Source organism: Joostella sp., from assembly GCF_048266025.1.
Lineage (GTDB): Bacteria > Bacteroidota > Bacteroidia > Flavobacteriales > Flavobacteriaceae > Galbibacter > Galbibacter atrarenae.
In genome coordinates, this window is sequence record NZ_JBLXAF010000001.1 from 1,104,653 (window position 1) to 1,118,602 (window position 13,950).

At 33.0% G+C, this 13,950-nt stretch carries 8 protein-coding genes; 7 read left to right on the top strand and 1 reads right to left on the bottom strand.

Going from position 1 to position 13,950, the window contains the following annotated elements; genetic code table 11:
• The first annotated feature begins 24 nt into the window (after window positions 1-24).
• The 7 genes from ACN0TY_RS04675 to ACN0TY_RS04705 all read left to right on the top strand — a co-directional run bounded on the left by ACN0TY_RS04675 (window position 25) and on the right by ACN0TY_RS04705 (window position 12,218).
• Window positions 25-3,375 carry a SusC/RagA family TonB-linked outer membrane protein gene (locus ACN0TY_RS04675; RefSeq protein ID WP_417443551.1) on the top strand — a complete coding sequence of 1,117 codons (3,351 nt, stop codon included), beginning with the start codon at window positions 25-27 and terminating at the stop codon, window positions 3,373-3,375.
• Window positions 3,376-3,486: 111 nt separating this feature from the next.
• Window positions 3,487-4,914, top strand: a complete 1,428-nt coding sequence (locus ACN0TY_RS04680; RefSeq protein ID WP_417443552.1) for a RagB/SusD family nutrient uptake outer membrane protein — start codon at window positions 3,487-3,489, stop codon at window positions 4,912-4,914.
• Window positions 4,915-4,930: 16 nt separating this feature from the next.
• The gene (locus ACN0TY_RS04685; protein ID WP_417443553.1) at window positions 4,931-5,695 is read left to right on the top strand and encodes a DUF4843 domain-containing protein; all 765 of its coding nucleotides are present in this window, start codon (window positions 4,931-4,933) and stop codon (window positions 5,693-5,695) included.
• A gap of 23 nt (window positions 5,696-5,718) precedes the next feature.
• Window positions 5,719-7,191: a PKD-like family lipoprotein gene (locus ACN0TY_RS04690; RefSeq protein WP_417443554.1), complete on the top strand. Its 1,473-nt coding sequence runs from the start codon at window positions 5,719-5,721 to the stop codon at window positions 7,189-7,191.
• Window positions 7,192-7,333: 142 nt separating this feature from the next.
• Complete coding sequence (locus ACN0TY_RS04695) at window positions 7,334-8,818, top strand: retropepsin-like aspartic protease (RefSeq protein WP_417443555.1); 1,485 nt, start codon at window positions 7,334-7,336, stop codon at window positions 8,816-8,818.
• A gap of 21 nt (window positions 8,819-8,839) precedes the next feature.
• On the top strand, window positions 8,840-10,237 hold the full coding sequence (locus ACN0TY_RS04700; RefSeq protein ID WP_417443556.1) for a TlpA family protein disulfide reductase: 1,398 nt from the start codon (window positions 8,840-8,842) through the stop codon (window positions 10,235-10,237).
• Window positions 10,238-10,262: 25 nt separating this feature from the next.
• Window positions 10,263-12,218: a protein-disulfide reductase DsbD family protein gene (locus tag ACN0TY_RS04705; protein ID WP_417443557.1), complete on the top strand. Its 1,956-nt coding sequence runs from the start codon at window positions 10,263-10,265 to the stop codon at window positions 12,216-12,218.
• 193 nt (window positions 12,219-12,411) lie between these two features.
• On the opposite strand, the gene ACN0TY_RS04710 is transcribed toward ACN0TY_RS04705, so the two are convergent.
• Window positions 12,412-13,947, bottom strand: coding sequence for a RagB/SusD family nutrient uptake outer membrane protein (locus ACN0TY_RS04710; RefSeq protein ID WP_417443558.1), 1,536 nt, complete (start codon window positions 13,945-13,947; stop codon window positions 12,412-12,414).
• Window positions 13,948-13,950 lie beyond the last annotated feature (3 nt).

Sequence of the window (13,950 nt, forward strand, 5' to 3'; positions counted from 1 at the left end):
AATTAACTACTAATACGTAAAAATATGAAAAAAAAGTATTCTGCGCATGCAGATGAGTTTCAATTTAAGAAACTTAAAAGCCAATTTATTTGGATTATGAAAAGATCCCTTATTATATTCTTTATCTTCTTTTTAAGCTCCTCATCATTCGCATTCTCTCAAAAAGTATCTATTAGCATAGAAAAAACTACACTTGGAGAAGCATTTAAGATGATAAGCAAAGAAACAAATGTAGATTTCTTCTACAGTGACTCTGAGTTGAACGTCGACAAAGTAGTTACAGGAAATTTTAAAAACACAGAGCTTGTTGAGGTTGTAGAGTCACTTGTTGGAAATGACTTTGAAGTACAACGTGAGAGTGAAAACTTGATCCTCATTGTACCCTCCGAAAAAGAGGTTGCTGCCCAATCTATAGTAACAGGTACAGTTGTAGATGATCTTGGTGTTCCATTATTTGGAGTAACGGTAGTAATAAAAGGCTCTCGCCAAGGAGGTGTTACAGATGATAAAGGTAATTATAGGATTCTGGCTAAAGCAGGAGATGTTCTTCTTTTTACTTACATAGGTTTTGTTTCAAAAGAGGTTGAAGTAAGTGGTAAAGAGAATGAAAATATAAATATAACGATGGTTCCAGATGTTTCAGAGTTATCTGAAGTTGTTGTAACAGGTATCGTGGAGCGTAAGAAAGAAAGTTATACGGGAGCTGTAAATACAATCTCTGGAGAAGAATTGAAAAATATAGGGAATCAAAACGTTATTCAGAGTATAAAATCCCTTGATCCTTCTTTTATAGTATTAGATAACAACCAATTTGGTTCTAATCCAAACGTGTTACCAAACATAGAAGTTAGAGGAAAAACTAGTGTTTCTACAAGTGCTATTAGGGATGAGTTCGATGGAGATCCAAATCAGCCTATTTTTATCTTAGATGGTTTTGAAACAGATCTACGTACCATTGTAGATCTTGATATGAATAGAGTTAAAAGTATTACAATTCTTAAAGATGCAACTTCTACGGCATTATATGGTGCGAAGGCTGCTAATGGTGTTGTTGTGGTTGAAACTATAAAACCTAAAGTTGGGGAGCTTCAAGTGTCTTATACTGGAGATTTTAGATTTGAATTTCCAGATCTTAGTGATTATAACTTAATGAATGCTGAACAGAAATTAGAATTTGAAAGACTTTCTGGGAGATGGACGGATAGAGGTGAAGATCCTGTTAAACAAGTTTCTTTGGACGCTATTTACAATGAAAAATTGGCAGAAGTAAGAAGAGGAGTAGATACGTATTGGTTAGATAAGCCTTTGCAAACTGGATTTTCTCAGAAACATGGTGTTTATGCTAGTGGAGGTAGTGATGCTTTATTTTTTGGGGCAGGAGTTAACTACCAAAATACTGAAGGAGTAATGATAGGTTCTGATAGAAAAACATGGGGAGCTAACGTTGATATTAATTATAGAAAAGGAAAATTAAATATCTCTAATAGACTTTATTTAAACGGTTCTGATGCTAATGAATCTCCGTATGGTTCATTTCAAAAATTTGCACAGGCAAACCCATATTATAGACCAACAAATGAGTTTGGAAAAATTGGGAAATATTTAGACAGGGTTGATGTTTCTGGAGTTGATTCCTATAATGTTACAAATCCACTTTACAGTTCTACACTTAATAATATGGATAATACTGTAGGATTTGATATTAGAAATAGTTTGCAAGCTATTTATAGATTCGATAATTCTTTCCGTATTACTGCAGGACTTCAGTTAAAGAAAGGATCTTCAACTAATGAAATTTTTATTTCTCCTGAAGAATCTCAATTTGATGATGTAGATGTTTTTCAAAGAGGAGAGTATACAAATTCAGAAGTAGAAGACTATAGTTATTATGGTAATATAATGTTGGTTTATTCTAAGATATTAGCAGAAAAACATGCTATTAATGCCAATGTTAGAGCAGATATTGAAGAAACAAATAAAGATAGATACATAACAACAGCGGTTGGTTTTCCTGTAGGTACAAATGGGAGTCCTAGTTTTGCCTTCGGTTATGAGCCTAATGCAGCACCAAGTTATAGAAGTAATGTATACCGAAGAAATAATATTCTAGGGTCGGTTAACTATACATATGATAACACATATTTATTTGATGCTACATTTAGAATGGATGGTTCTACAGCATTTGGTTCTAATGAAAAATATTCACCTTTCTGGTCTGTAGGTTTAGGATGGAATTTACATAATGAGTTCAATTTTGATCCTAAAGTTGTAGGTCTTTTAAAGCTTAGAGGGAATGTTGGTTTAACAGGAAATCAAAATTTTGGGAGTGTAGCAACAACTTCTATTTATGGGTATACAGATTCTGTAAATATTTATGGTCCTGGAATTGATTTAGAGCAGTTAGCAAATGAGGATTTGGAGTGGCAAAATACATTGCAGACTAACATTGGGGTAGACTTTAAACTCTTTAATGATAGATTAAGCGGATCGATGGAATTTTATTTAAAGAATACAGATCCTTTAATTGTTACTATAGACTTGCCTTCTTCTACTGGTTTATCTGGATATCCTTTAAACGCTGGATATTTAAATATTAAAGGTACAGAGGCAATTATAAAGTATTCTCCAATTTATAATATGCAGAAAAAAACTGTTTGGACATTGGGAGTTACTGCAAGTGCATACAAAAGTACTTATGGAGGGTTTGATAATAAGTTAGCAAGCTTAAACGAAGGTGCTCAAGAGAGTCGGTCTTTATTAAGATATAAAGACGGTTATAGTCCAGATGATATTTGGGCTGTGCCATCTCTAGGTATAGATCCTGCAACTGGTAAAGAAGTGTTCTTAAAAGCAAACGGGCAAACTACTTTTGAGTATGATTATGACGACACTGCTGTGGTTGGAAATTTACGTCCTAAAGTAGAAGGAGTAATAAGTAGTAATCTTAGCTTAAAAGGATTTCTTTTTGGAATGAATATTCGTTACAGATTTGGTGGTGATGTATTTAATAATGCAATGTACGAGAAAGTTGAGAACATTAGTCGCTCGGAAATTGTAAATAATCAAGATATAAGAGCCTTAGAAGACCGTTGGTTAGAGCCAGGAGATATAGCTAAGTACAAAGGGATTTCTTTAACTGAATCTACTCCGATCTCGTCAAGATTTGTACAAGATCTTAATGAGTTAATCGGGGAGTCTTTCAGCTTAGGTTACAGAACTACAGACCAAGCATGGGTAACTAATCTCGGACTGCAAAGTGTTAGGTTTAACCTTTATATGAATGATATTTTTAGAATTTCTTCTGTAGACGTAGAAAGAGGAATTCAATATCCATTTGCTAGATCTGTCTCATTCAGTCTCAATGTGGCATTCTAAATTTCTAGGAATTTAAGTCATGAAAACCCTTAAATGGGTTAGCGTTAAATTAATTTTTCAGAAAAGGAAACCGTCAATAATATGCGAGCCTTTCAAATTAAAAATAATCAAATGAAAAAATATTTTACAAACACAATTTTATTTCTATTAGGAATCTTATCCTTTTCCTGTAGTGATTATTTAGATGTTCAACCAGAAGATAAATATTTAGAGTCACAAGTTTATAGTTCAGAAGATGGTGTTAATAATATCCTCAATGGTGTTTATTTAAATCTTGCTGAAAACAATTTGTACGGAAGTCAATTAACATTAAGTACCGTAGAAGTTTTAGGGCAGCGATATAATCTGTCTAATTCTAGCCATACTTGGTATAATGAAGGGCATTATTTATATGAAGAAACTAGCGCAAAATCAAATTTTGAAGGAATTTGGTCAAGTGCATACGAAGCAATTTTAAACTTAAATTCTTTAATTGAAGGCTTAGAAAAGTACTCTACTTTAACAGAAGATAAAGAAAGTATCGTAAAAGGAGAGGCTATAGCTTTAAGAGCAATGCTTCATTTTGATTTGTTACGTCTTTTTGGTCCAATTTATAGTGTTAATTCTGAGGCTTTAAGTATTCCTTATTACGATCAAGCAAAAGCAGAATCTAATCCAGCACTACCAGCTAGTGAAGTTATAAAGAATATCTTGAACGACTTAATGGTTGCAGAAGGTCTGTTGGCAGAAGATCCAATTATAGAAAACGGTGTTGTTGAAGATATCAACTATCCTTTCTATTCTTTGAGAAATTTACGTCTTAATTATTATGGGGTGAAAGCACTTCAGGCAAGAGTAAATCTATATGCAGGAAATAATCAAGAAGCATTAGCAGCTAGTAAGTCAGTTATAGAAGCTACAAGTAGTATTCTCCCTTGGACACAGGCTACAGATGTAATTTCTGGGGAGAATAAAGACAAGGTGTTTTCAAAAGAAATAATATTCGCCGTTCAAAACTTATCGCTATACGGAAGACAAACAAATCTATTTGCTAGTAGCCTTACTGATAGTAAAATTTTAGCTCCAAATACAAAGCGTTTAGAACAAGTGTACGAATCTAATGAGAATGATTATCGATATAATCCTAGCTGGATGGTGCCTTTAGATGGTTCTAAAAGCTACCGTACTTTCTTTAAATATGCAGATGTGCCAGATAAAGAACAGTCTTTTAGGTTTATGCAGCCTTTAATAAGAAAAACAGAAATGTATTATATAGCAGCAGAGGCAACTACAGACAATACAATGGCTTTAGAATACTTAAATACAGTTCGCTATAACCGAGGATTGTCAGATTTAGAAGAAGGAGTAGATATTGAAGCTGAAATTCAAAAGGAATATATGAAAGAGTTTTACGGAGAAGGGCAACTATTCTTTTACTATAAAAGAAAAAATATAGATGCCATTCCAGATGGAAACTCAACATCATCTTCTAGAACAATAAGTATGGGAGAAGAAAATTATGTAATTCCTATTCCGGATTCTGAAACAAAATTCCAATAATAAAAAATATAATAAGATGAATAAAAATATAGCGTATATAATAATGGGTCTTATTTTGTGTTGTTTCATTGCTTGTGAAAAGGATGAGATAGATACATTTAGTGGGAAAGACAGTATTTACTTTACATGGCCCGTAGAAGGAACTTCCTTTAACAATGCAACAGTTTATCCTGATAGTACTGGAGTTTCATTTGCATTCATACCTCCTACAAAAAATGATACAATTATAAAATTACCAGTATCTGTTCAAGGAATGCTTTCTGATGTTGATAGAAAAGTGAGTTTAAAAGTGTCAGAAGAATCTACTGCGGTAAAAGGAGTGCATTTTGATTATCCAGAGCGTATAGTTTTTAGAGCGAATGTGCCAACAGATTCTATTCCTGTTACATTGTATAGAACTCCTGAAATGAAGCAAGAAAGCTTCCAGATGATTTTACAGTTGGTAGAGAATGAAGATTTCTCTACGGAAATGGCATATATGGAAAATGAGTCTACAGGTGAAATTTTAAACTATACAAAGTTTCAAGTAAGTATCAGTGATATTATTGAAACACCTCAATATTGGTTTGAGCCATATTTAGGAGACTTTACAGCTAAGAAACTCTTCTTAATGAGTGATGTGTTGGGAATCCCAACAGATACATTTAATAATCCAGTGTCAATTTCAGATATGCAGTTCTACGGCCAATTTATGGCTCGTTATTTAGATGAAAAGGCTGCAGCAGGAGAAACCGTATATGAAGATGATGGAACTGAAATGGAAATGGGGCGTCTTATATAGTATTAATGATAAAAAAAATAAACATGTTTCGATATATAAAATATAGTTCTTTATGTTCACTTATCGCTTTGGTCTTGTTGTTTTCTTGTTCCAAAGACTTAGGTAATTATGATTATAAAGATATTAATGAAATACAAATAACAGGACTGGACTCCACTTATGTAAGCTTATTTGGAGAGCCTATAAAGATTATTCCAGAATTAGATTTTTCGCAGGATAGTGAAGGAGCTGATAGTAACTATACCTACGAGTGGTTCGCAATTAATCAAGACCTATCTACACTTAATGCAGATAAACGCACGGATATAGTAAATACGAGAAACCTAGATTTGGAATCTTTATTGTTACCTCCAGGTAATTACGATATTAACTATAATGTTACAGACACTAACACAGGTGTGCAGTGGCATAAAACTTTCACCTTAATCGTGGAGAGCAGTATTCAGAAGGGATTAATGGTACTGAACGATGTGCAAGGGAAAGCGCGTTTAGATATGATTTCTTTAGTTAATGAGGAGTATAACCCAATTTATGATGTATTAGATTACACCGGATCTTCTCTAACATTAGAAGGGGCTCCTATAAATGTAGCTTGCTATGCTTATGATTATCAGTTTTATGGTGTTTATGTTAATACTACTGGTAATGGTACTACGAAAATTCATCCTGAGTCTTTTGATTGGGATAATACCTACAGACTATCTTTTGAAATGCTAACTAATGTACCTACAGATTACGGAGCAGATTTTATAGAACCAGTAGAAGGATTACAAAGCTTTATGTATAAAGACGGAGATATATTTTACTATTATAGAACTCGTTCTATAAGATATGGGGTTCCAATAAATTTTATAGAAGCTGATAATGCTAAATTTAATGCAGCGCCATTTATAGGATATGGAGATGTTACTGTATTGTATGACGTTGATAAAAAACGATTTGTAAGATTTACTGAAGGTGGATCGGTTAGTTTTGAAATGCCTACAGGAGATCTATTCGACTATAATACGGGTAAAGATTTAATATATATGGCGAAGAGCTCTTATAACGGAGGGGAAGTATTTGCTATTTTAAAAGATCCATCTGATGCTAAGTTTTATTTAGCAAGAATAAGATCTCGAAGAAATATTAGACAACAATATTATGGAGAAATTCCAGATGAGGTTGCTTTACAAATGGATCAAGCAGATCAATTTGCAATTAGCCCAGACTTTGGGTACATTTTTTACAATGTAGGAGGAAAAGTTTATGAGTATGATTTTAATTCTCAAAAATCTAAATTGATGATAGATAAAGGGGCTGGAAATATTACAGTGTTGCAATTCGAAAGATATGCTCCTTATTCTAAAGATTTAATAGTAGGAAGTTATGATAGCGGAACTACAGAGGGAACTATAGAAGTATATAAGGTTCCAGCTGTTAACGGAGATTTAGAGTTATCACAATCTTACAGCGGTTTCGGAAAAGTTGTAAGTGTTGCTTATAAAACAGAATAGGAACTGTTTTTAGAACTATCTCAAAATTTTATTTGAAATTCAATATAGCTTATAAACGCTCATTTGGATTTATTTGATTAGCTAAATGCAATTCTGGGAATTGATTTTACAATTCCCAGGTGCTTTTAATTATAAAAATTCTATGAAGAAAATATCAATACTTTTAATACTGTTGATGAGTTTAATGTCATCTGCACAAAATCTAAATCTTTCTAAGCAGTTAATTAAAAACTATGAGAAATCTTTTATTGATAAAGATTTTTCTTCGATGGAAAAATTAATATCAGATAAATTTACTATCGGAGTATATCAGCGTCCTTCAACAGATATGATGTTAAAAAGTATTTTAAATAAATACTATCCGTTAGATTCTCTTCAGTTTCTAGATCAGGAGAAAGCAGGAGGGATTAAAACTATAAAAGTTAAGTACTTTTTTAAGGGACAGAAAGCTACAATATCTAATGTTGTTGTAAATAATGATAATAAAATACAGTACGTAGATCTTTTTGATAAGCTTTATAGAGTCGATAGGTACGTGCCATCTAAAAAGATTGCAAGTATTCCTTTTGAAGTGATAAACGGTTCTATCGTTCTTAAGATTAAACTAAATGATTCTGATGAGGAGTTTAAAATGCTCTTTGATACAGGGGCAGACGGAATGGCCTTAAATGAAACTGCGGCATCTAAAGCTAATATTAAAAATGTAGAAAATCGTTCTACTGGTGTTGTAGGAGCAAAGGTGAATGTTAAGTTTTCTTCTGGGAATACAATTCATGTAGGAGGGATAGCTATAAAGAATCAAAATCTAGTAGTTTTTTCTAAGGTGAGAGGCGGTTTTGATGGTCTTTTTGGGGGTAATTTCTTATCCAAATATATTACGAGTGTAAATTTCGACACTAAAAGAATTGAGTTATTCACTTTCGGTATGTTTGATTATGAGGTTGGAGGCAGTATTCTTCCTATAAGTTATGCCACGCAATTGCCAATAGTAAATGCAACCTTAAATTTTAATAATCATAAAAGATTTGAGGGGGAATTTGTTTTTGATACTGGAGCAGATTACAATGTTATTGTATTTGGCCCGTCAGTAGAAAAGAATAATTTAGAGGATGGTTTCCCAGTAGCGTATCAAGCTACAAATTATAGTTTTGGACATCAAACGGGAATTAAAATTGGAGATGTAACTTCTATTGATTTTGATAATTCTAGTTTAAAAAATGTTCCAATCGCCTTACAAGAATTTCAAGAAGATAATAAAGATTGGAGCTCCCATGATGGGTCGATAGGAATCTCGGTAATCAGTAAGTTTAACTTTATTGTAAATGTTCTCGAGAAACAGATTTATCTGAAACCTAATGAGAGCTTTAATAAACCATTCGACTTCGTTTTAAAGGGTGTTAAATTTGGATTTACCAATACAGACGAGCTTATTGTTAAAGAATTTATCCAAGGAACAAAAGCTAAGCAGTTAGGAGTTTCTTTAGGTGATAGCGTAGCTACAATCAACGATTATTCTTCAGCAGAATTGCTAAATACAGATAAAGTAGAAGAGCTAAAAAATTCCAAAGAGAAAGAATATATTATAATAATTACGGAAGAACATTCTTCAAAAAGAATTAAACTTTAAAATAAAAATTAAACTATTTCGATGAGAGTATTTAAACTTTATATGCTTGTGTTGAGCATTTTTATTAGCGGATTGAATTATGCAAATAAGGCTTCAGAATATACTATTATAGAGGGGGACTTTCAAGGGGAAGTCAAGAGTGAAGAGGTAATATTACATCACGTTGTAGATGGACAGTTAACTCCTTACACAACTACAAAAATAGCTGAGAGTGGTAAATTTGGATTTGTAATACCTGTTGTAGAACCAGGGTTTTATTATGTTGATTATGGTCAAATGACTTTAAAAAATAAAGATCAATTAATAAGATTGTACTTAGAGCCTGGTTTGGATTTCTCAATAGACATTGATACTTATAGTTATAAGTTATCAGGAAAGAAATTGGGTCATAATAAACTAGTTCAAGAGGCAAATAATATTTATAATAAGTTTTCTAAATTCATAGTTTTTAATGGAGCTATATCGTATGAGCAATTTTATCCTTTTATAAGAAATGAAGGAACTCAAATGGTATCAGAATTTAAAAGTTCTATAGATACCAAAGACAATGACTTTAATGATTTACTGAAATTAGCTGTTCAAGCTGATTATGAGAATGCACTATATTATTTTTTTAGAATCCCAAGAACAAAATTTCCTAAGAAAGGAAATGAGCTTAGTGCTTATGAAACATTATATGTTGATGGGATTAAATTTTCAGATCCTAATATCTTAAAATTAGAAAATGGAGTTGCTTGGATGGAAAATTATTTCTTTTATTATACAATAAAGAATAAGATTACCAAAGACAGAATCAAAAGGATTTCTAGTTGTATAGCACATATTTCTGATGATAGAATCAAAGAAGTTTATATAAGAGAGAGTATTAAAAAAGGATACTATAAAGCGTATGAATACAATGCTTTTATAACCCCTTTGCGTCAATACCTTACTTCAGAAACAAGTAAAGAATTTATTGTAGAATATGAGAAAAATCATCATAAAGATGAAGGGCAAGCTGGGTATAATTTCACCTACAATGATCCAAAAGGAAATCCTGTGTCTTTTAGCGAGTTTAAGGGAAAATATGTCTATATAGACTTATGGGCTACTTGGTGTGGCCCTTGTAAAAAGGAAATTCCATTTTTAAAAGAACTTGAAGAGAAATATAAAGATGAAGCTATCGAGTTTGTTAGTATTTCATTAGATAAGCCAAAAAACCTTCAAAAGTGGAAAGATTTTGTTGCTGATAAAAATTTAAAAGGAGTACAATTAGTAGCAGACAATGCTTTTGATTCTGGTATCGCAAAAAACTATAGTGTTAAGAGTATTCCACGTTTTTTACTTTTTGATAAAGAAGGAAAGATAATATCAACAAATGCTTTACGCCCTTCTAATCCTGCACTAAACACTCAATTTCAGTCATTACTAAAAAAATAATGGTATCATCAAATAATTATAGATAATGAAAAAATATTTTTTTATACTGAGCTTGATTGTTTTCGGCTTAAGTTTTTCTTGGGCGCAAATATCTGAGCCTGTAGAATGGGAAACTAGTATTGAAAAAGTATCAAGTACAGAGTATAATCTTGTTTCTAAAGCTAAAATAGAGGAGGGGTGGCATCTTTTTTCACAAGAAAAGGCTACAAATGGGCCTATGCCTGCCACTTTTACTTTTGAAGATACTTCGGGTTATAAAGTATTAGGAACAGTTACTTCAACAGAAACGGTTGCAATCTATGATTCTATTTTTAAAATGAACATTGAATCTTTTGAGCGCAGCGTTGTGTTTAAACAGTTGGTGAGCATAAAAAATTTTCAAATTGAAAATATAGAAGGCCAAGTTGAGTTTATGGTTTCAAATAATCAGCGTTGTTTACCACCAACTGTAAAAAAACTTATTTTCAAGTTAGCGCAGAATGATGTTACAAGTACCCATGATGCAGATACAGATAAAGTGGTAGCTGGTAGTATTGAAAAGAAGCAAGAGAAGAAGGGACTTTTAACTATATTTTTAATTGCTTTTCTCTCCGGTTTTGCAGCCTTACTTACCCCATGTGTCTTTCCAATGATACCAATGACGGTTAGCTTTTTTACCAAGCAAAGTAAAACAAGGGCTAAGGGAATTAAGAATGCGTTGTTTTATGGTTTTTTTATTGTAGTAATTTACGTGTTTCTTGGGGCTGTTGTTACTTGGTTGTTTGGAGCAAGTGCACTTAATGCACTTTCTACGAATGTATGGTTTAATATTATATTCTTTATAATTTTAGTTGTATTTGCAATTTCCTTTTTAGGAGCTTTTGAGATTGTACTTCCTTATTCATGGGTTAATAAAGTTGATAAACAAGCAGATCGTGGAGGTTTGATAGGGATTTTCTTTATGGCATTAGCGTTAGCTATTGTGTCTTTTTCATGTACAGGTCCAATAGTAGGAACTTTATTGGTAGAAGCAGCCAGTAAAGGTGGAATAGCTCCTTTTGTAGGGATGTTAGGTTTCTCTTTGGCGTTAGCTTTACCTTTTGCTTTGTTTGCAGCCTTTCCTGGTTGGCTTAATACATTGCCTAAATCTGGAGGTTGGCTTAATACTGTGAAAGTATTTCTAGGTTTTTTAGAATTAGCGTTAGCTTTCAAATTTTTATCCAATGCAGATCTTGTATTGCAATTGCATATATTAGAGCGTGAAGTCTTTCTAGCGATTTGGATTGCTGTTTTTGGAACCTTGGCGCTATATCTTTTTGGGAAAATAAAGCTTCCTCACGACAGTCCCGAGAATCATATTTCCGTAGGAAGACTAGGAATGGGGATGTTCGTGTTAGCATTTACCATATACTTAATACCTGGAATGTGGGGTGCTCGTTTAGAAATGATAAGTGGATTTCCTCCAGCTATGAATTATAGCGAATCACCATATGGAGTAGGTTATACAAAGTTGGGAAGTGGCGGAGATAATACGGCGAAACTCATACCCGATGGGGCACATTTAGGTCCTAATGATATTATCGCTTTTAAAGATTATGAAACTGGTTTAGCTTATGCTAAAACTGTAAATAAACCTGTATTAATCGATTTTACTGGTTATGCGTGTGTTAATTGTCGTAAGATGGAAGAGCGTGTTTGGAGTGATCCAAAAGTATTAGAGGTACTAAAAAGAGATATCGTTCTTATTTCTTTATATGTGGACGATAAAAGAAAATTACCAGAGGATAAACAGATTGTTTCTAAGATAACAGGAAAGAAGTTAAAGTATGTTGGTCAGAAATGGAGTGAATTCCAAACCTTACGTTATAAAGCAAATGCTCAACCTTTTTATGTTCTGATGGATTTAGAAGAGAATAATTTGATCTCACCTGTAGGGTATACAGCGGATATAGATGAATACCTAGATTGGCTAAATAAAGGAGTGAAAGCCTATAATGATTAGCAGTACATTAAAGTTGCCTAACATTATAAATCCGCATTATGATTAGTCATAGTGTGGATTTTTTGATTGAAAGAGAGATTGTCATAATTTAAGTTTATTTCTATCGTGTTTACGCTCAATAAAAAAAGAGCCCGCTTAACAAAAGGCGGGCTCTTTCAAAATTTTAAACTCGTTTAACGAGTTTTTATTTGTTTTAATATCCTGGATTTTGAATTAAGTTAGGATTGGTTGATAATGCTGCAGGAGGTATAGGGAATAATAGATAAGTTTCAGTAGATACTGGCTTTTCTTGAAAAGCATCTAAATAGGTACTAAATCTTATTTGATCATTTCTTCTCCATCCTTCCCAATAGAATTCTCTAGCTCTTTCTTCTAATAAAGAAGTTAAATCTATAGAACCTAAATCTGTAGCATTTCTTTCACTTCTTATATCATTTACTAAACCAACAGGAGTATCACCATTGGTAGCATTACCGCCTCTTAAAATTGCTTCCGCTTTCATTAGCATAACATCAGCTAGCCTAAAAAAGACATAATCGTTACCTGGTGTATTATTAGTTACAAAATCTGGCGGATATTTGATAACTCTAATACCATTTACTTCATTAGAAGACGTTAATGAAAATTCTGGAGTAAATGCAAGAGGTCCTCCTTGTCTATCTTGTAATGGAGTCCCATCTGCAGCATACTGTTGCCCTACTAAATATCCTGCATTCATACCTGTATTACCTTCAAAATAATCAGGAGTATAACTTCTCCTCATATCATCTTCTTCATACAAATCGTATATATCTGATAAAGTTACAAAACCATTCCAACCATCTGGTTGATTGTTATAGTGAAGGGTCATGTGCCATCTAGAATGTGTGTTCGCCGTATTACTACCTTGAACGTTGTTACTAACAAATATATTCTCTGAAGAATCATCTGTGTTTGTAGGAGAAAAATTATCGAAGTATTTGTCTTCTAATGTATACATTCCAGATCCCATTACTGCATCACAGTGTTCTATTACTTTGTTCATGTCTGCAGCGCTGAAAGTAAACGGTCCTGCGGAGGCTCCATTTGTGTTCTCATCTGTAGCTAAAAAAACAGCTTTGTTTAAATATGCTTTGGCTAATAGTGTGTGTGCTGCATTTTGTGTAGCGACTGCAGCTCCACCAGAGCTAGGAAGATCATCCATTATTTCTTCCAATTCAGATATTACAAATTCAATCCCTTCAGCTCTATTTAAGTAAATAGAAGGAGGTTGCGTTAAATCCTCTCCAGGTTCTCTTCCCAATACTAACCCGAAATTATCTACCATATGGAAAGAGAAAAACGCTCTTAAATATCTAGCTTCTGCAGCTTGGGATGTTGTTGGTGCAAACTCCAATACTTGCGTAGCTCTAAATATACCACTTAATAAACCATTATAGGCGCTATTTATGTAGGTATGTGAACTTGTCCAATTATGGGTGTGTAAAACTCTCCAAATACCTGCATCATCCCAGTCTGGTCCTCTAGTTGGTCCTGCCATTTCATCTGATGTATGTTCTTGCAAAGCAAAGATGTTATCTTGCGTATCAAAGATTCTTAGAGCTTGGTAAGCTGCTGTTAAAAGGGACTGAGTGTCTACAGATTCTTTTGCAACACTGCCCTCAACAGTATCGTTTAGTTCTTCATCTAGATCAGTACAACCTACAAATATGGTTATAATGAGAACTAGTATCCAATATATTTTTTTCATTTT